This window comes from Parenemella sanctibonifatiensis (assembly GCF_002250565.1).
In the GTDB taxonomy this organism is placed as follows: domain Bacteria; phylum Actinomycetota; class Actinomycetes; order Propionibacteriales; family Propionibacteriaceae; genus Parenemella; species Parenemella sanctibonifatiensis.
This window is the reverse complement of the sequence record NZ_NMVJ01000006.1, coordinates 385,372-403,636: the sequence shown is the minus strand read 5'-3', so window position 1 is coordinate 403,636 and position 18,265 is coordinate 385,372. Positions and strand designations below refer to the sequence as shown.

Genomic DNA, 18,265 nt, shown 5'->3' with positions numbered 1-18,265 from the left:
TGGTGCGATGAACCAGACGCCACAGGCGCCGACCTTCTCGGCAACCGTCTCCCTGGGAGTGATGGGCAAGCGGGAGGTGGTGCTCTCCCCCGGCCAGATCGTCTTCGGCAAGCACGTGGTGGCGACCCACACGATCGCCGAGGTCCGCCTCCGAGTGACGAAGAACTATGTCCAAGGCATCCCCACGTCGACCAACTATCGGCTCCAGATCACGGACGAGAACCGACAGCGCACGACTTGGAGCTTTGGCTTCACCTCGATGCAGAAGAAGGATGTCAAGGCGTACGTCACCGACGTCTTCAACCGCCTCTACGACCAGCTGCAGCGCGAAGCGGGCCCGCAGATCGTGCAGCGATTCATTGCGGCCAACCCGCAGCCCGACGCGGCCTTCGGGCCCTGGAGGTTCTGGCCGGAGGGCATCGTCGCCAAGGAGGCATTCCAGACCGTCACCGTGCCGTGGGGGCAGCTGGCCGGCTCAGCGATGAATCAGGGCATGATCCAACTCCGTTATCGCGACCCGGTCGGCAAGGAACGTCATGCCGGAGCGATGTCGATGTGGACGCCGAACGCGATCTTCCTCGATCAGTTCGTTGCGGGGTACCACCGCCACTTCATGTCCTGAAGGCGGGCACGGACAGCTGGGGGTGTGGCGAAACCGCGGGCGGTCGGGGTTCCGACGTGCTGCAGGACCAGGGCAGCGCCCGCGGTTTCGGGTGGTTCGGCTGGTATTGCCTCACCGGTCCGTTGGGGATCCGGCCTCAGCGGCCGACCACCTCACAGGTCCAAGAAGAGTTCATTTCTCGGATCACCTCCTTTCCGTGTGCCCACAGACTAGGCCGCTCCGGCGATGGCCTCAAGGGATTTTCTGGATCGGCACCCGGGCGCCGGGTCGCGAGCGTCGGCGGCGTGTGAGAGAGTGTCCAACAAAGCATTGCTTCCGTTGAAGTACACATCACGCAGGAGTGTTGAAGAGCATGGAACCCATCCGTCTAGGGGTCATCGGTCAGGGCCGCAGCGGCCGGAACATCCACACCGAGTTTCTCAAGACCCTCCCGGAGAAGTACGAGATCGTCGCGATCTCCGATCTGATCGAGGATCGCCGCACCCGCGCCGAGGGCGACTACCCCGGTGTGAAGACGTACGCTGATTACCGCGACATGTTGGCCGACAAGTCGACCAACATCGAACTGGTCATCAACGCTTCCTTCAGCCACCACCACCCGCAGATCAACAACGAGGTGATGGAGGCCGGTTATCACGTCCTCAGCGAGAAGCCGGCCGCCCGTCGCGCCGCTGATGTGCACGAGAACATCGCCACCTCCACCCGCACCGGCAAGCTCTTTGCGGTCTTCCAGCAGTCCCGTCACGCCCCCTACTACCGGGCCGTGATGGACGTGCTGCGGTCGGGCAAGTTGGGCGAGATCCAGATGGTCAAGATCTTCTTCAACGGCTTCGCCCGCCGCTACGACTGGCAGGTCATCCAGGGTTTCAACGCCGGCAACCTCCTCAACACCGGTCCCCACCCGCTGGACCAGGCACTCGGCTTCATCGGCCGCGACGTGCAGCCGCAGGTGTGGGCCAAGATGGCCAACGTCAACGCCGCCGGTGACGCCGAGGACTTCGTCAAGATCCTGCTGACCGCTCCGGGCCGCCCGGTGGTGGACCTCGAGGTCTGCTCGAACAACCACTTCAACCCGTACACCTATCAGGTCTACGGCACCTACGGTTCGCTCGCCGGCTCGATGACTCACCTCGACTGGAAGTACTACGATCCGGCCGAGGCACCTGAGCAGAAGCTCGCCCCCGAGCCGCTGCCCGGCCCCTCCTACTGCAAGGAGGACCTGAACTTCATCGAGGAGTCCTGGGACGTCGCCGACGAGGACAAGGACCTGTTCCGCTCGATGGCCACCCGGTTCTACACCAACCTCTTCGAGGCGGTCCGCAATGGTGTTGCGCTGACCGTCCCGCCGGAGCAGGTGGCCCAGCAGGTCGCCGTCATCGAGGAATGCCACCGCCAGAACCCGCTGCCGGTGACCTTCGAGGACGCACCGCCGCTCGGCTGACCGACAACGGAACTGCGCGCGTACGCCCGGGGGTGACCGACCCCCGGGCGGCGCTGTTTCCGAGGGGTCTAGATTCGACTCCATGAAGCTCTCATCTGACCTTGTCGCAGCCTTCAACACCCAGATCACCCTCGAATTCGAGGCATCGATCGTCTACCGCCAGCTGTCGATTGCGGCTGATTCGCAGGACCTGCCAGGTTTGGCGTCGTGGCTGCGTCTGCAAGCCGACGAGGAACTCATCCACGCCCACAAGTTCATCGACCACGTCGTGGACCGTGGTGATGCTCCGGCGATCGGTGCCATCAGTGCGCCGGTCGACACCTCGTCGATGAGTATCCAGGACATCTTCGAGGCCGCCCTGGCCCACGAGGAGAAGGTCTCCGAGGCGATCCGTACCCTCTATCGCGCCTGCGATGCCGCCGGTGATCTGGACTCCCGCCCCCTGCTCCATTGGTTCCTGGAGGAGCAGATCGAGGAGGAAGCCACCGTCGGCGAGATCGTCGGCCGGATCAAGCTGATCGGTGACGACGGTCCCGGTCTGCTCCGTCTCGACGCGGAGCTCGGCCAGCGCAACGAGGCCTGATCCCGGTCAGAGGCTGGCGAGCCACGCCACCACCACGATCGCGATGACGACCACGATGGCCAGGAGCTGACCCAGCTTTCGAGTGGACTGCCCCTGGCTGTCGGGTCGAGGCCTCGGTGGCGCCGAGGGACGGCCTTGCGAGACCAGGCTGACATGGTCGAGGAAATCGTCGATCTCGTCGACGCTGTAGGCGTCCTGTCGGCGCATGGTGAATTGCGCTGAGGCGATCGTGCTGGCCAGGTCGACGGTCTCGTCGAGCCTGCTGCGCAGCTTCCGGAGGAAGGTGTCGACCTCGGCCTTGTCATAGCCCGGGCTTCCCTTGGCGGCCGGTGCGAATGAGGACCGATGCAGCGTCATCCGCAGGGTGGTGCGCAGGGCCTCCTGTTGGGGATCGTGCGTCCGCACCGGGTGCCCTGCCGGCGCTGACCACGCGGTCGTCGACCGTGTGGTTGGCGTGCGTGTGGTGGGCGTGCGGGTGGTGGGCACTCGCTTGGCGGGCGCCGGCTCGGCGTCGGGCGCGTCGTCGTCCTCGGGCTCGTCGTCATCGGAGTCCTCAGCCCACTCCCCCTCGTCGTCGACCTCAGGTTCCGTAGGCGTGTCCAGCGCCGAGCCTGCCGCAGTCAGGTCGGGGGTGAACTCTTTGACCGATTCGGCAATCGGCTTGGTGCCGGTGCCCTCGGTGATGCCGGAGGCGCGATCCTGATCACTCAGCAACGAGGTGCCCGTGATCCGTACGCTGGTCGCTGCGGTCGGCGTCGTGGTCGGGGGTGGCTCGGTGGCGACGTCCTCGACGGGTTCACCAGTGGCAATGGCCCTGACCCGCGCCAGGAAGGAGTCCACCTCGGCCTTGCTGTAGCCGAAGCGGGCCTCACTCAGCTCGGCTTTCGCCAGGATCGGCGCCAGGTCGTCGCCATTGTTGGCCGCTCGCCGCAGCTCGTCCAGCAGCCGGCGTACCTCCATGGCGGCATAGCCGGTGTCGGCGGTCGAGAACGTCTTGAAACGGACCAGCTCACGAAGCTCGTCGTCGGCCATGGCGGGAGTTCCTTTCAACAACTGACCTCCCAAGGGTAGAGCTTGGGCGGCCGCCGCGCCGCTCCAATGGGGGCAGGGCTAACGTTGGGTCATGGAACCCAAGGAGCGTGTTCAGCAGTTCGTCCGGGACTATCTGGCGGCGCACCGGCGCGTTCGCCCGATGATGGTCGGTGAGCATGAGACCCCCAACGGGGTGCCAGCCGATCCGTGGCAGACCTGGGACGAGGAATTGGCGCAGTTGCGGCTGCGGCACGGCAGCGCCGGGTTTCGGTTGGAATCCGATGTCTTTGCCGTCGATCCGTTCGAATCCCAGCAGCTCGCCTCCGGCCAACCTGAACTGCTCGGCGCGGGACCCGACGTGGTGGTGGTGCACGACGGGCACACCTTGCTCGAGTTTCACGGTGAAGCGATCGACGGTGATTGGCGGCTGAGTCGGGTGGAGCGCTACTTCGGCGACCCCGATGCGCTGGAAGTGACGCCGGACGAGGCTCAGGAGCGCGCGGGGTTCCCGAGCCCGGAGGTCGAGCTAGCGGCGCTGACCGATGTCGATCGCCCCGATCCTGGCGTCCTCTTCGACTCCGCTGCCGAAGCTGACCGGGGTGAGGCGATCCGGGTCAGCAAGGTCGGTGGCTTCAAGGTGGGTTCGAAGGGTGGCGTACTGGCGGCGGGCAATCCGGAGAACGGCTGGGGATCGTTCTCGGTGTTGTCGCGACTGGTCTCCGGTGGGGAGGTCACCGTCGAGGTGAGCCGGACCAATGTCGATGGCGAACCGTTGGTCGCGGCGCTTCGGCTGCGGCTGACCGAGCAGCCGGTGGCCCAGTGGCGTGGCGCCGACGGTGATGCTGGTGACCTGGTCGGGCTGGATTCCGGGGCGTTGGCGATCGTGGACTGGGAGCTGGCGGCCGGCCTGACCCAGCGCGACCGGGTACGCCTGTGGCGCAGCTTCTTGGAGCGACCCCCCGCTCCGGTGGCCATCCTGACCAGCGGTGACCGTGCCTTCGGCGTCATCTGCGGCGCCGGTTGGGGGCCCGGTGAATACCCGCTCTACTGGGGATTGGACGACGACGGTACGCCGGCCCAGTTGGTCGCTGACTTCGGCATCCTGCCCGGAGCGCCATGGGCTGATGAGGCAGACGAGGATGGCGAGGACGGCGAACGGAACGCCGAAGAGGTGCTGCTGGATGAGGACACCGCTGCTCGGCTGGCAGCCGATGTCCACCATGGCGTCGATGACTTGGCCGACCTGAGTGAACTGGATCGGCCCGACCCCGGATCGCTGTTCGGTGCCGGAGCCTCGGTGCGGCACGGCGAGCTGATGTTGGCCACCGAGGGCCACCTGTGTGTCGGCAATCCGCTGGGTTTCGTCGAGGAGCTCTCGCCGCTGCGCACCCTCGTGCCCGCGGGACGGCACCCCGTGGACATTGCCGTGCACGATCAACGACCGGCTGGGTTACGGGTGCGTTTCAGCACGGCCGAGGTGGCTGGCTGGGCCAAGGCCGAGCGAGTCGAAGCGAACACCGACCTCGACTGCTCCGAGGCGATCGCTGTCTTCGACTGGGGCCGCACCACCCGCGCGACCCATGCCGACCGCCAGCAGTTGAGGCAACTGGTGCGGGAGGAGGGCGAGACCATCGTGATGCTGGGTGACGAGGAGCTGTCCGGTGTCCTCATCGCACCCGGTCCCGCACGCCCCCAGTTTCCCGTCTACTGGGGCATTGATTCGGATGGTGGAGTCGCTCAACTGATCATCGATTGCGGGGTGGCGCCGGGCGCCCCGTGGCGCGAGTTCTATGAGTGAATGTGGTGGAAGAATCTGGGCAAGGTGTTGCGCCTCGTGGTGAGTCGGGATAGCGTCAGGGCAACCGCCCCACGAGCGAAGGAGCTCCAAGAAATGCGTAATCGCCACCGTGTCGCCGCCGTAGCCGCGTCGATCACCCTTGCCGCATCCGGACTGGCTGTGGCCACCAGCAGCGCGGACGCTGCGCTGACGACCTACTGCAGCGGCGAGGCCTCCGGAGTCACTGTTCCCGGCGACCTGGTGGTCCGCGCCGGAGACGCCTGCGTCCTCACCGACGTCACCATCCAGGGCACCGCGCGGGTTCAGGCCGGCGCCGACCTGATCCTGACCGACTCCACCGTCGACGCTGCCGTCGTCGTCGCCGCTGACGGCTACTTCGAGGCCGTCGGCAGTGAGCTCGGTGCCGGCGTCACCAACAACGGTGGCTATGGCGTCTATCTCGAGTCCACCTCCGTCGAGGGTGCGTACGTCGCCCGTGGCGACAATGCGCTGACCTTCGTGTACGCCGACGAGGCCAATGTCGGCGGCCGACTGTTGGCCGAGCAGGGCGAGGTCTTCGTGCAGTCGACGACCGTCGGAGGTGCGTTCACCAGCCAGGGCAGCGGCTACACCGACGTCCTCGACTCGACCTTGGCCCGGACGCTGACCGTCGAAGGCAACGCCAACGGCTCGGTCGTGTGCGGCAGCGAGGTCGACGGTGACGCCACCTGGACCGGCAACGCCGGCGTCCAGCTCGGCACCGGAGGCACCATCAGCCCCTGCGACGACGCCAACTACTTCGGAGGCAACGTCACCATCAGTGACTCCACCGGTGGCGTAGACGTCTCGGGCAACATCATCCGTGGTGATCTGAACGGCGACGGCAACGATCCGGCCCCCACCGGTGCCGACAACCGCGTCCGCGGCGAGTCCGGCGGCCAGTTCGCCGAGCTCTCCCCCGCTGCCCAGCTGCGCAGCTCCAGCGTCGAGCAGCGGGCCGCCGACCTCCAGACCAAGCGCGACGACCGTCGCGCCTCCGCAACCGGCGAGGCCAGCGAAGTGGGCCCCGCCAACTTGTGAGGATGATCTGAGGACTCGTCACCCTCAGCTTCCTTGGTGATTGAGCCCCACATCCTGAGTGGATGTGGGGCTCAGTCATGTCCTGACACGTGCCTCATCCTTTTGGATGAGGTGAAAGTCCGTCCGGTGCGCGATGTCTCACGACCGTGACTGGCGTGGAATTGCTGTCATGAGTTCCAGCATCACTTCACCGCTCGCCACGCGAATCGCCCGGGCACTGACCTCACGCCGCGGGGCCTGGGTCGCCCTCGGCGTGTCCGTCGCCGTCATCATCGTCCTGTTCGGCGCGTTCAGCGGTGCCAAGGCGGCGGCCGGCTCGGTTCCGGCGCCGGCTGACTCCGAGTCGTCCCAGGTCGACGAACTGCTCCAGCGCTTCCCCGACGCCGATCAGGCATCGGTGCTGGTGGTCGCCTCCCGGACCGGTGGCAGCGCGCTGTCCGAGGACGATCTGACCGCACTGGAGGGCGTACAGCCGACGTTGGCCAAGCATGCCGCTGGGGATGCGAATGGGCCGATCATCAGCGAGGACGGCCAGGTCGGGTTGCTGGTGGTCCCGATCACGACCGGCGACACCAACACCGACACCTCGGCGGTGATCGAAGCATTGCGTACCGATCTGGCCGCCGTGACGCCGGTCGGCGTGACCCTGCAGGTGACCGGTGGACCCGCATTCGGCGCTGACATCGCCGGTGCGTTCAGCGGTGCGGACTTCACGCTGTTGGCCGTCACCATCGTGATCGTCGCGGTGTTGCTGATCGTGACCTATCGCTCGCCGGTGCTGTGGCTGATCCCGCTGTCGGTGGTGGGTGTCGCCGACGGGCTGGCGGGACGGCTGACGGCCGCGGCCGGGTCGGCCTTCGAGCTGCATTTCGATGCCGGCATCATCAGCGTGCTGGTCTTCGGCGCAGGCACGAACTATGCCCTGTTGCTGATCTCGCGGTATCGCGAGGAGTTGCAGGCCCACGACGATCATCGGGTGGCGCTGCAGACGGCCTGGACGACCACGATGCCGGCGATCGTTGCCTCGAACGTGACTGTGGTGTTGGCCCTGCTCACGTTGGTGCTCGCGGTCATCCCGGGGACCCACGGGTTGGGCATCTCGTCGGCGATCGGCTTGCTGATCGCGTTGGCCGCGGTGCTGTTTGTGCTGCCGCCGTTCCTGGCGGTGTGCGGCCGGCGGATCTTCTGGCCGTTCGTGCCGCGGCCCGGTCAGGAGGTGAAGCGCGGCGACCTGTGGCGGCGCACCGCCAGCGCTGTGGTGGCGCGGCCGGTGGTTGCGCTGGGGGCAGGCGCGGCGCTGGTCGCGGTGATGGCCAGCGGCCTGATCGGCACCAGTGTCGGGCTGGACCAGATCGAGAAGTTTCGGGTGCAGTCAGAGTCAGCCGCCGGTTTCGAGACGATGGCCGACCACTTCCCGCCCGGCGAGGCCCAGCCGATCTGGGTCATCGCCGACTCCGACGCGGCCCGGGATGTCGTGGCCGCCATCGACGGGCGTACCGGCGTCGTCCGGGTGCACCCTGCCGGCGTGACGGACGATGGGCAGCTGACCAAGATCATGGTCACCAGCGAGTACGCGCCGAGCACTCCCGAGAGCTTGGCGCAGATTGAGGAACTGCGTGACGTCGTCCATGGCGTACCCGGTGCCGATGCGCTGGTCGGCGGTGCCGTCGCGACCGATGTCGATGCCCGGTCCGGCAATGAGCGGGATCTGTGGCTGATTGCGCCACTGGTGGTCGCGGTGTGTTTCGTGGTGCTGGTGGTGCTGCTGCGCTCGCTGGTGGCACCGGTCCTGTTGACGCTGGTCAACCTCGCCAGTGCGTTGGGGGCGATCGGTGCCGGTGCGTGGCTGAGTCGGGTGGTGTTCGACCAACCTGCGCTCGACCTGCAGGTGCCGCTGCTCGCCTTCCTCTTCCTGGTGGCGCTCGGCATCGACTACACGATCTTCCTGGTGCACCGCGCCCGCCACGAGGCAGGACGGCTCGGCACCAGGGATGGCATCGTCGAGTCCGTCGCCCACACTGGTGCCGTCATCACCAGTGCCGGCATCGTCCTGGCCGGTGTCTTCGCCGCGCTGGGCGTACTCCCGCTGGTCACCCTTGGTCAGCTCGGCATCATCGTCGGGCTGGGCGTCTTGGTCGACACTCTGGTGGTGCGGACCGTGGTGATGCCGGCGATCTTCAGCCTGGTCGGTGATCGGATCTGGTGGCCGAGTCACCCCGGATCGCCTGGCGAGGGGGCGGTCTCAGCCCGAGGGGCCTGAGGTAGCGTGGTGCGCATCGTGGATGATGCGCACAGAGGCGCGTTGCCAACCGACCGGCCAAGGAAGGCCGACTCAGGAGAGACATGTCTCACCCTCGCCCCCACTCCCCTCGTTCACTCTCGGCTTTCAGCCGCCGCCGGCTGCTCGGCGGGCTCAGCCTGATCGGTATCTCCGCAGGCGTGGGCTCGCTGGACGGTCCGGCGTACGCCGCCGACGACTTGGTGACCCGGGAGTACTTCGACCAGATTGATACCGCCCTCAATGGCGGCAACGGGCAGAAGTTCGACACCAACGACAAGGACTCCTCCGGGCTCAGCGGCAAGCTGGCGTGGGGAGAGTCCTACGTGCTCGAGGGCTACGCCCTGATGTACCAGGCCACCAGGGACACCTACTACCTCGACAAGATGGTCGACCACATCGACCATGTGCTGGCCAACCGTGACAGCGAGCGTGGCGTCACCGACTACGCCGGCGCGTCCCACCCGGCTTGGCGGGCCGACCATCATCAGACGGTGGGCTACGGAACGATCCGTGACACCGACGGCACCCCGGTCTTCGAGGTGCGCTCCGCGCTGGCGTACTCCGACCTCACCACCATCACGATCACGCGCGGCAGCAACCCGGGCGAATTCCGGCTCGAGGGCTACAACTCCCAGTACGACCGGTCGACCGTCCACGCCCTGCTCAGCACGGATCCGAGCTCGGACCGGTACGCAGTCGACACCGTCACCGCGGGCTTCAAGACCGAGACGCCGGGCCGGTTGCTGCTGACCCTGCGGGAGCTACGGCAGGATCCGGGCCGCGTGGAGGTCGCCGAAACTGCCGAGCCACTGGTGTCGCGACCGTACGTCTTCGAGGTCCACACCGGACAGATCGTCCAACCGATGCTCCTGTTCGCCCGACTGGTCCGGGCGGAGGATCGGCTGCAGGCCAACCCGACCTACGCCAGCCGCGCCGAGCTCTACCTGGAGGCAGCGGCCAATGCGGTCGCCGTGCACGACCCCGAGTTTCGGATGGATCAGGAGGGTCGCGGCTACTACATGACTCAGGTCGATGCGCCGGTGTGGCATGCGGGGATGGACAATCCGATCAACCACTTCCTCGCGCTCGGCCGCCCGATCGTGCAGCTCGCGGTCCTCACCGGGGATGCCAACTACGCGGACCGAGCCACCGCACTTGCCCGCACCCTGCGCGACAGCATGACGACGGTGGGCGATGCGTACGTGTGGCCGTACTGGTGGCAGCGCGGTGATGCATACAACGGCTGGGACATCGACGGGCCCCGCTCGCAGTACCGGCCGTGGTACCCACCGAACCAGGTGCCTGAGGACACCAGCCACGCCCAGATCGACGTGAACTTCGCGATCGAGTACGTCCGGGGCCTGCGGTTCTTCGCGCCGGGTGCGAGGCCACCGCTGGGCTCCAACGACCTGACTCGGCTGGCAGCGACCTACACCGACCTGGTCGCGACCACCCTCCCCGACGGGCGCGCCGGGGCGTACCGCTTCGTTGACGGCACCGGTGATCCCGGCCTGGTGGCCTACGTACGCCAGTCGGTGGCGTGGGCCAGCCTGACGCCGTGGAACAGCCAGGTGCTCGACCACGTCACCGCGATCGTCAACGGCGGCACTGGTCTCGGTGGCTTCGGGTCGGCCCTGTTCTGCCTCGCCCACGCCATTGAGGCACGACACCATCGGGGTGGTGTGCGCTGACGCGGCATCGCCCGCCAACTTTTTGTCGGACCTTCGGCGTAGCCTGACAGCAGGCAATCGAACAACTGTTCGATGACGGGTTTGGGTCTACACAATCTGGTCTACACAAGGAGGTGATTCCCGTGGATGATCCACACATGACAGCGGCGCTCGAGGTGATCTCCTCGATCCGTGCGGCGCGGTTGGAGCGGTTGCAGGCGGAGGCTCGTGAGTTCATGCGGGTGGCTGAGTTTGCTGATCTGTATGACGCGGACTGGTACGCGACGCGCTATCCGGGCGGCTCGGGGACGTTGGGTGAGCGGCTGGCGCATCTGGCTGGTGACGGTACGCCGCTGGTGGCGGAGTTCTGCGTGCTCGAGTTGAGTGCGGCGCTCGGGATGGCTGAGGAAGGCCACGGAGGCGTATGAGGTGCCGGAGCTGATGCGGGAATGGGTGACGCTGCGCAATCCGCGGTCGATCTTCCCCTTCTCGACGCGCAACAGCCGCGGCCTGGACCTCGACCACACGACGCCGTGGGCGCCGGCCCGACCCGCCGCGCCACCCGCCGACACGGAACTGCCGCTCACGAATCCGAGCAACCTCGGTCCGCTCCACCGGCGTGGGCATCGGGCGAAGACTCATGCCGGGTGGCGGGTGTGTCAGCCGGCGCCAGGAGTGTTCATCCGGACCTCGCCACTCGGTCTGAACTACCTCGTCACGCCGAGTCACACCTGGCTGATCCACGACCCCCACCGAATCCATCTCGACGCCCGTCGCCGCCTGAGCGGGACGCCGCCAGGCCAACAACGGCATCGACCTGACCCACACCGGCAGCCCCGGCTGAGCATCCGAGCCGAGACCGTCGTCATCAACACCGGCACCCGCCCGGCCGCACTGCCGATGCCGGGCGCCGACGGCCCTCGCATCCACGATTCGGTCTCGCTGCAGCACATCGACCCCTTCGCTCCCAGGCTGGCCGTGGTCGGTGGTGGCGTGGTTGGCTTGGAGTTCGCAGCGATGTTCCGCGACTTCGGCAGCCAGGTCACAGTGCTCCAACGCGGCGAAGCGATTCTCCGCGATCTCGACGACGATGTGGCTGCTGCGGTCCGTGAGCAGGCCCTGAGTGACATCGACCTGCGTACATCAACCTCATCGCGTTGGCGATGCGGGCCGGCGTCCCCGCCTCCCAGTTGCGCGACGGCATATGGACGCATCCGTCCAGCACCGCGGCGCTCAACGAGGTGTTGGCTGAGCTGCGCTGACGCTCAGGCCTGTTCGTTGCGCGGGTGCCGTGCCCAGACGAAGCAGAACAGTCCGTAGCAGGCGATGCCGACCGCCATCAGCGTCAGCAGCATCTGACCGAACGGGGCGCCGCGGACCGTCTGCAGCGCTTGGTCCATGCCGCCGGCCTGTTCCGGGTCGTAGTTGACGGCCGCCCACACGAACAGCCCGCCGACGATCACCATCGCGAGGCCCTTGGCCACACTTCCAATCGTGCCGAGCGTGAGCACGGCCGAGCTGACGGCTTGGTCGAGTTCCTCGGCGAAGCGTTGGGTGATGCCGGAGAAGATCTGATAGCCGCCGACGCCGACCACGACGAGGCCGACCACCACGACCAGCACCTGGCCGAACGGCATGGCCAGCAGCTGCGCGGTCAGGCCCTCGTTGCTCTGCTCCTGGGATCCGCCACCGCCCATCGCGGCACGGACCGCGCCGGCGCCCAGCGCGCCGTAAACGACAGCCTTGGCGACCGAACCGCCGCGCTTGCGCCAACGCTTGCTGCCGTCGTATTGCTGGTGTCCGAAGGCGGCAGCGAGCAACTGCCACACGACCAGGGTGAACAGTCCGATCGCGGTCACCCACAGCAGGACCACTCCGAAGGGTTGCGCGGCCAACTGCTGCAAGGCGCCCTGCTGCGAGGCTTCCTGGTCGCTGTCACCCGACCAGGCCATCTGCAGGCCGAGCCAGCCGATCAGCAGGTGGACCAGCCCGTACGCGACCAACCCGCCACTCACCATCACCTTGTAGGCGGTGGACTGCTGGACCTTCTGACCCGCGTCGCGGCCGTGGTCTTCGGCCTTCTGAGAGGCCTGCTTCGCGCCGTCGCGGATTTTGTCACCGCTGGAGTTCTGGTTCACACGATTACGCTATCGAGTCCGTCATCCATGTCCATCACCGGCCCGTGGACAACCGGTGTCAAACGACAGAGGAGGCCGGTCCGCAATTCACGGAAACCGACCCCCTGTCAGGCGTATCGCCTACGTCGGGCTGACAGGATTTGAACCTGCGACCCCTTGACCCCCAGTCAAGTGCGCTACCAAGCTGCGCCACAGCCCGTTGTTTCATTGTCGGCCCCGGAAGTCATGAGACTGTCGAGCACCGAGGACCAACTATAGCCACCTGCGCGCGGGGGCGCACCTCGGCGGCGAGGCGTGGTCAGCGGCCACCGGCGTACAGCAGCGAACTCTGGGTGGCGAGCCGGAACTCATGCAGCTTCGCCTGCCAGCTGTCGGTGATGGCTGCCCCGTGCGCGCTTGCCCCGATCAGCACCCGGGTGCGGGGCTCGCCGGTGAGCAACTCCATCCGGCGGCCGCGGTCATTGGCGCCGTTGTCGAGAATGCGCCAGGAAAACTCGAGGTAGCGCCGGCGCATCGTCGACAGGATGCTGACGCCGATCCGGATCGGGTCAAGCGCAGTGGTCGAGGTGACGTGGATCTGTACGCCGTGGCACGACTCGTCCCGGAACGGCCCCGCGGTTGGCCGGAACTTGATTGGCCGGAAGCGGACACCGGGTAGGTCCTGCCCCTGCAGGTCCCTGACAAATTCGTCGTCGAAGTACGGCGCCCCGACCACCTCGTATGGCCGGTCTGTGCCAGTGCCACAGGCCACGTGTGCGGCGCTGAGTAATTCCATACCGGGATAGAGCAGGCAGGTGGAGATGCTGGTGACCTTGGGCCGCACCGGCACCAGCAGCCCGTCCTCGCTGGAGTTGGCGCGCTGTCGGGTCCAACCATCCGCCTGGGCCACCTGCAGCTGCACCGATCCTGAGGAGAGCTGGCTGCGGAAGTATCCCGCCAGCTCCCCCACGGTCAGACCGTGTTGCAGTGCCAACGGCACCAGACCGACGTCGGAGAAGTGCGTCGACTCCAGCACCGGCCCGTACGCCTGGCCGCCGGCCGGGTTGGGTCGGTCCAGCACGACCATGGTCTGGTTGCGCTTTGCCAGCGCGCGCATTGCCGCCCACAACGTCCAAATCTGGCTTTCGTAGCGTGCTCCCAGCTGAGCCACGTCGAAGACGATGGTGTCCAGGTCGAAGCGAGACAGCAGCGCATCCCATTCGGCTGCGCCGACCTGGAAGACGTTCTCGATGGTGATGCCGGTGCTCGGATCGGTGGCGTCGTCCAAGTCCGCGCCGCCACCGGTGTAGCCGAACTCCGGGGCCAGGATCACGCGTACGTCGACGCCGTCAGCGACCATCGAATTGACGATGGGAGTGAAATCTTCGAGCACGCCGGTCTGGTTGGTGATGACGCCGACGCGGCGACCGGCCAGAAACCGCCAATGGGTCGCCGCGCTGGTGTCAGCCCCGGTCCGTACGCCGCTGCTGGCGCTCTGCTGCGGGGCCCGGGCCTGAGCGGTCGCGGGTAGCGCTGCCGCTCCGGCCGCGGCGACGGCGAGGCCGCTTGCGGACAGCATGGCGCGACGAGAGACCGACATGGTCACCAGACTGCTGCTCCCGGCGAGGCGAATCAACCCCTCAACCCATTTTCCACTGCTTTCAGCAAGTGTTCTCAGGGCGTCTTCAGGTCAACCCTCAGGTGGATCTCCGAGGTCCCCGGCATCAGACTGCGGTCGGGGTCAGGAGCGCGAGCGGCGCTCGCGCGCCCTCACCTCGACGTGCACCGGCGTACCGGTGAACTCAAAGTCCTCCCGGAGCCGGCGCTGCACGAATCGCAGGTAGCCCGGATCAAGCTGGCCACTGGTGAACAGCACGAAGGTCGGCGGCTCGGCGTGGGGTTGGGTGGCGAACAGAATGCGGGGCTGCTTGCCGCCCCGCACCGGGTGCGGATGGGCCGCGACCACACGCCCCAGGAAGGCATTGAGCTTTCCGGTCGAGACCCGGGCCCGCCAGTTCTCGGCGGCCTGGTTGATCGCAGGGGCAAGCTTGTCGATCGCCCGACCTGTACGCGCGGACAGATTGACCATGACCGCCCAGTCGAAGGGATGCAGGGTGCCTTCGATCTCCCGCTGCAGGTAGTGACGTCGTTCCTCGTCGGTGAGGTCCCACTTGTTGAACGCGATCACCAGGGCCCGCCCGGAGTCGACGACATTCTGCAGAATCCGGATGTCCTGCTCACTGACCGGCTCGGACGCATCGATCAAGGCGACGCACACATCGGCCCTCTCGATGGCGCCCTGGGTGCGCAGGCTCGCGTAGTACTCGTGGCCGCTGGCTTCCTTGACCCGGCGCCGAATGCCTGCGGTGTCGATGAAGTGATACGGCGTACCGGCGATCTCGACCATCTCGTCGACCGGGTCGACGGTGGTGCCGGCGACGTTGTCGACCACCGATCGGTGTTCACCGGACACCTTGTTGAGCAGGCTGGACTTGCCGACATTGGGACGTCCGACCAGCGCCACGCGAAGCGGCCCGCCCGGAATGTCCTGCTCGTCCTCACGCGGCGGCAGCGCGGCGACCACGGCGTCGAGCAGGTCGCCGGAACCGCGGCCGTGCAGGCTGGACACCGGGTAGGGCTCCCCCAGCCCCAGGTTCCACATGGTCGCTGCCTCAGCCTCACCGCGGACGTCGTCAACCTTGTTGGCGGCCAGCACCACGGGCTTGCCGGACTTGCGGAGCACCCGCACGACGGCCTGGTCCTCGTCGGTGGTGCCGACCACGGCGTCCGTCACGAAGAGCACCACGTCGGCGGTCCCGATGGCCAACTCGGCCTGTTCGGAGATCCGGGCGGCCAATCCCTGCGCATCCGGAGCCCAGCCGCCCGTGTCGACCAGGACAAAGTCACGTCCGGACCAGCTCGCGTCATAGGAGATCCGGTCCCGAGTCACCCCGGGCACATCCTGCACAACAGCCTCGCGACGCCCGATGATGCGGTTCACCAACGTCGACTTGCCAACGTTGGGTCGCCCCACGACGGCGACGACGGGACGAGCGTCCTGACCCATGATGTGTGCACTCCTCGATCAACGACCGAAATCCGGTCAAGCGTCCATGCTAACGGCCGGACCCACAAATCCCGCAGTCGTGCGCTCGCCCGCTCAGGCCAGCGCGCAGATCTCGTCGACGACCTCGGCCAGACTCAACTGGGTGGAGTCGATCACCACCACGCCGTCAGCAGCCGTGGTGAAGCGAGCCACCGTCGAGTCGTCGGCGTCGCGGCGTACGACCTGGTCATGCAACTGCTCATCGGTGACAGCGTCGCCGAGCTCCGTCAACCGACGCGCCATCCGGGCGCTCGGATCAGCCACCAGCAACACCCGCACCTCGGCCTGCGGAGCCACCACCGTAGTGGTGTCGCGGCCCTCCAGGACGATCCCAGGTTCGGCGGCGGCGACAATCTCCTGCTGCACCCGCACCAGGTGTTCACGGACCGCCGGGACCGTCGAAACGGTCGAGACGAAGGCGGAAATCTGGGGGGATCGGATCGCCTCGGTCACATCATGACCGTTGACCTGTACGCCAGGTCGCTGCGGGTCGGTGGACACCTCCAGCTCCATGTGGCGGGCGAGGTTGGCGATCGCCACCGTGTCGGTTGGTTCGACGTCGGCCTGCAGGACCAACCAGGCCAGCGCTCGATACATGGCGCCGGTGTCCAGGTAGGCGAGGCCAAGTCGACGCGCGACTCCGCGCGCGGTGCTGGATTTGCCCGACCCGCTGGGACCGTCGATCGCGACGACGGTTGGCTCGCTGGCCGGCGTGGGAGACGAGATCACAGCCACACCCTAGAGCACCGTCGGCCCCGCGGGCCGGCACACCGGCTCGGTCAGGAGACCCGCCAGCCCAGCCCACGCATCCGTTCGGCGACCGCATCGGCATCCTCGGGGCTGACGAAGATCGCCAGATAACCCAAGTTGCGCGCCTGGTCGTGCTCGATCTGCAGGTCCTCGACGTTGGTCTCGCCGATCTGCTGGAACAACGCTGCCAGGGCGCCCGGTTGGTCGGGAATCTCGACGGTGACCTTGGCGAAGGACTGCGGCGCGGCGCCGTGCTTGCCGGGGATCCGACGGGTCCCGGCCCGCCCCTCCTCGAGATCCTGGGTGAGGCGTTCGTCATCATCGAGGTCGTCAATGATCCGATCCAGCCGGCCCCGCAGCCCCTCCAGCTCGGCACGGATCGCGCTGCGGTTGCCGCCGATGATCTGGCGCCACAGATGCGGATCCGAACCAGCGATTCGGGTGACGTCGCGCAACCCCTGGCCGGCGAGCTGGAGATAGCCCGCCGGCCCCTCCAACATTCCCTGGGCAACCAGGATCGACGCCAGGTGTGGCAGGTGCGAGACCCGGGCGACGGCTCGATCGTGGTCGCCGGGAGACATCACCACGACGGTGGCGCCGCAGCTGCGGGCCAGCCGGGCCACCCGATTGGCGTGCTCCCCGTGCTCGGCCTGCTGTGCATCAGGCAGCGCGATCACCCAGGTCCGGTCCCGGAACAGGTCGGCACTGGCGGTCAACGGTCCGGCTTGCTGGGAGCCCGCCATCGGATGTGAGCCGACATAACGCTCCGCCCCAGCGGCGGCGCTGATCTCTGCGGCCGGCCCCTCCTTCACCGAACCGACATCGGTGACGGTCGCCTTCGGCCACCGCTTGAGCGCGTCGATGACGGTCGTGGCGATGTGGTCCGGCGGCACTGCGACCACCACCACTTCAACGTCCTCGGGTGGGTGCGGCGCGGTCTGGCCGGCGCCGAGAGTTGCCGCGACGCGGGCGTGGGCAGGCAACAGATCGACCAGCTGCACCGCCACTCCGGCGGCTGTCAGCGCCATCCCGATGGAGGCTCCAACCAGACCGGCGCCGATGACAACGGTCGGGCCGAGCGGCGGAACTGCACCACCGCTCGCGGGCAGCGTGTTCATGCGACAGGCACCGCGTTCATGCGAGCAGCGCCGGGATCTGCTCGGTCGCCAGCCGCCGAAACTTGCGTCGCTGATCCCCGGTGCGGTCCAGGACGCCGATCTCCAGCAGCACCGGGTCCACCGGCTCACCGCCGAACAGCGCCAAGGTGGCACTCTGCACCGCCTCGGACAGGCTCGCCGACGGGTCGTGGCGGTCACTGATCTCGCCGAGGATCCGCTGGGCCTCGCCACCCATCACCGCGAAACACTCCTGGTCGGTGAGCGAACCGTCGAAGCCGATCTGGAAGATCTCGTCGTGTTCGGGCTCCATGCCCAGCTCGGCGACGATCAGTTCCACCTCGTAGGGCTTCTCGGCGCCGGAGAAGATCCCGCCGAGCAACTGGGCGTACGCGTTCGCCAGCCCTCGTGCGGTGACGTCTTCACGGGCGTACGCATAGCCCCGCATGTCGGCATGCCGGATGCCGGCGGTGCGCAGCTGAGCGAACTCGTTGTAGCGGCCCACGCCGGCGAAGCAGATCCGGTCGTAGATCTCGCTGATCTTGTAGAGCAGACTGGAACGGTTCTCGGCGACGCAGCAAATCCCGTCGGCGTACTGCTGCACGACCACCGACCGACCGCGGGCGATGCCCTTGCGTGCGAAGTCGGCCCGGTCCTGGATCTGCTGCTCGGGCGCAACGTAGAACGGCAT

General features: G+C 67.2%; 16 protein-coding genes and 1 tRNA gene. 9 read left to right on the top strand and 8 right to left on the bottom strand.

The window, feature by feature from the left end; translation table 11 throughout:
* The first annotated feature begins 7 nt into the window (after window positions 1-7).
* The 3 genes from CGZ91_RS06410 (at window position 8) to CGZ91_RS06400 (ending at window position 2,646) form a co-directional block, all read left to right on the top strand.
* Window positions 8-622: a hypothetical protein gene (locus CGZ91_RS06410; RefSeq protein ID WP_094453519.1), complete on the top strand. Its 615-nt coding sequence runs from the start codon at window positions 8-10 to the stop codon at window positions 620-622.
* Between the two features lie 352 nt (window positions 623-974).
* Complete coding sequence (locus tag CGZ91_RS06405) at window positions 975-2,063, top strand: Gfo/Idh/MocA family protein (protein WP_094451045.1); 1,089 nt, start codon at window positions 975-977, stop codon at window positions 2,061-2,063.
* Between the two features lie 82 nt (window positions 2,064-2,145).
* Window positions 2,146-2,646, top strand: coding sequence for a ferritin (locus CGZ91_RS06400; protein WP_094451046.1), 501 nt, complete (start codon window positions 2,146-2,148; stop codon window positions 2,644-2,646).
* Window positions 2,647-2,652: 6 nt separating this feature from the next.
* On the opposite strand, the gene CGZ91_RS06395 is transcribed toward CGZ91_RS06400, so the two are convergent.
* Window positions 2,653-3,678 carry a hypothetical protein gene (locus CGZ91_RS06395; protein ID WP_094453517.1) on the bottom strand — a complete coding sequence of 342 codons (1,026 nt, stop codon included), beginning with the start codon at window positions 3,676-3,678 and terminating at the stop codon, window positions 2,653-2,655.
* A 91-nt stretch (window positions 3,679-3,769) separates the two neighbouring features.
* On the opposite strand from CGZ91_RS06395, the gene CGZ91_RS06390 reads away from it, so the two are divergent.
* From CGZ91_RS06390 to CGZ91_RS06365, 6 genes are all read left to right on the top strand, one after another.
* A complete protein-coding gene (locus CGZ91_RS06390; protein ID WP_094453515.1) occupies window positions 3,770-5,476 on the top strand; it encodes a DUF4241 domain-containing protein in 1,707 nt (568 codons plus the stop codon).
* A gap of 93 nt (window positions 5,477-5,569) precedes the next feature.
* Window positions 5,570-6,535, top strand: a complete 966-nt coding sequence (locus CGZ91_RS06385; RefSeq protein ID WP_094453513.1) for a hypothetical protein — start codon at window positions 5,570-5,572, stop codon at window positions 6,533-6,535.
* A gap of 169 nt (window positions 6,536-6,704) precedes the next feature.
* Window positions 6,705-8,795 carry an MMPL family transporter gene (locus tag CGZ91_RS06380; RefSeq protein ID WP_094453511.1) on the top strand — a complete coding sequence of 697 codons (2,091 nt, stop codon included), beginning with the start codon at window positions 6,705-6,707 and terminating at the stop codon, window positions 8,793-8,795.
* An 83-nt stretch (window positions 8,796-8,878) separates the two neighbouring features.
* The gene (locus CGZ91_RS06375) at window positions 8,879-10,507 is read left to right on the top strand and encodes a hypothetical protein (RefSeq protein WP_144276814.1); all 1,629 of its coding nucleotides are present in this window, start codon (window positions 8,879-8,881) and stop codon (window positions 10,505-10,507) included.
* Between the two features lie 122 nt (window positions 10,508-10,629).
* Entirely contained in the window at window positions 10,630-10,914 is a 285-nt protein-coding gene (locus CGZ91_RS06370) for a hypothetical protein (protein ID WP_144276813.1), read from the top strand.
* Between the two features lie 13 nt (window positions 10,915-10,927).
* Window positions 10,928-11,806, top strand: a complete 879-nt coding sequence (locus tag CGZ91_RS06365; RefSeq protein WP_094454131.1) for an FAD-dependent oxidoreductase — start codon at window positions 10,928-10,930, stop codon at window positions 11,804-11,806.
* On the opposite strand, the gene CGZ91_RS06360 is transcribed toward CGZ91_RS06365, so the two are convergent.
* From CGZ91_RS06360 to prcA, 7 genes are all read right to left on the bottom strand, one after another.
* A complete protein-coding gene (locus CGZ91_RS06360) occupies window positions 11,752-12,624 on the bottom strand; it encodes a DUF1206 domain-containing protein (RefSeq protein ID WP_229116467.1) in 873 nt (290 codons plus the stop codon). The genes CGZ91_RS06365 and CGZ91_RS06360 overlap by 55 nt on opposite strands.
* Before the next feature lie 125 nt (window positions 12,625-12,749).
* Window positions 12,750-12,823 (bottom strand) — tRNA-Pro (locus tag CGZ91_RS06355).
* Between the two features lie 99 nt (window positions 12,824-12,922).
* A complete protein-coding gene (locus CGZ91_RS06350) occupies window positions 12,923-14,203 on the bottom strand; it encodes an exo-beta-N-acetylmuramidase NamZ family protein (protein WP_144276812.1) in 1,281 nt (426 codons plus the stop codon).
* A 141-nt stretch (window positions 14,204-14,344) separates the two neighbouring features.
* Window positions 14,345-15,670: a ribosome biogenesis GTPase Der gene (gene der / locus CGZ91_RS06345; protein WP_094453503.1), complete on the bottom strand. Its 1,326-nt coding sequence runs from the start codon at window positions 15,668-15,670 to the stop codon at window positions 14,345-14,347.
* A gap of 93 nt (window positions 15,671-15,763) precedes the next feature.
* Entirely contained in the window at window positions 15,764-16,438 is a 675-nt protein-coding gene (gene cmk / locus CGZ91_RS06340; protein ID WP_229116466.1) for a (d)CMP kinase, read from the bottom strand.
* Window positions 16,439-16,488: 50 nt separating this feature from the next.
* Window positions 16,489-17,577 (bottom strand): prephenate dehydrogenase, encoded by a 1,089-nt coding sequence (locus CGZ91_RS06335; RefSeq protein WP_094453501.1) that lies wholly within the window; start codon window positions 17,575-17,577, stop codon window positions 16,489-16,491.
* Window positions 17,578-17,593: 16 nt separating this feature from the next.
* Entirely contained in the window at window positions 17,594-18,265 is a 672-nt protein-coding gene (gene prcA, locus CGZ91_RS06330) for a proteasome subunit alpha (protein WP_094453499.1), read from the bottom strand.

Excerpts from the sequence above, each read along its gene's own strand:
- CGZ91_RS06405 (WP_094451045.1), top strand. The coding sequence starts at position 975 with ATGGAACCCATCCGTCTAGGGGTCATCGGTCAGGGCCGCAGCGGCCGG.
- prcA (WP_094453499.1), bottom strand. The coding sequence starts at position 18,265 with ATGCCGTTCTACGTTGCGCCCGAGCAGCAGATCCAGGACCGGGCCGAC.
- der (WP_094453503.1), bottom strand. The coding sequence starts at position 15,670 with ATGGGTCAGGACGCTCGTCCCGTCGTCGCCGTCGTGGGGCGACCCAAC.
- CGZ91_RS06385 (WP_094453513.1), top strand. The coding sequence starts at position 5,570 with ATGCGTAATCGCCACCGTGTCGCCGCCGTAGCCGCGTCGATCACCCTT.
- CGZ91_RS06390 (WP_094453515.1), top strand. The coding sequence starts at position 3,770 with ATGGAACCCAAGGAGCGTGTTCAGCAGTTCGTCCGGGACTATCTGGCG.
- CGZ91_RS06350 (WP_144276812.1), bottom strand. The coding sequence starts at position 14,203 with ATGTCGGTCTCTCGTCGCGCCATGCTGTCCGCAAGCGGCCTCGCCGTC.
- CGZ91_RS06400 (WP_094451046.1), top strand. The coding sequence starts at position 2,146 with ATGAAGCTCTCATCTGACCTTGTCGCAGCCTTCAACACCCAGATCACC.
- CGZ91_RS06365 (WP_094454131.1), top strand. The coding sequence starts at position 10,928 with ATGCGGGAATGGGTGACGCTGCGCAATCCGCGGTCGATCTTCCCCTTC.
- CGZ91_RS06375 (WP_144276814.1), top strand. The coding sequence starts at position 8,879 with ATGTCTCACCCTCGCCCCCACTCCCCTCGTTCACTCTCGGCTTTCAGC.
- CGZ91_RS06395 (WP_094453517.1), bottom strand. The coding sequence starts at position 3,678 with ATGGCCGACGACGAGCTTCGTGAGCTGGTCCGTTTCAAGACGTTCTCG.
- CGZ91_RS06335 (WP_094453501.1), bottom strand. The coding sequence starts at position 17,577 with ATGAACACGCTGCCCGCGAGCGGTGGTGCAGTTCCGCCGCTCGGCCCG.
- CGZ91_RS06380 (WP_094453511.1), top strand. The coding sequence starts at position 6,705 with ATGAGTTCCAGCATCACTTCACCGCTCGCCACGCGAATCGCCCGGGCA.
- CGZ91_RS06410 (WP_094453519.1), top strand. The coding sequence starts at position 8 with ATGAACCAGACGCCACAGGCGCCGACCTTCTCGGCAACCGTCTCCCTG.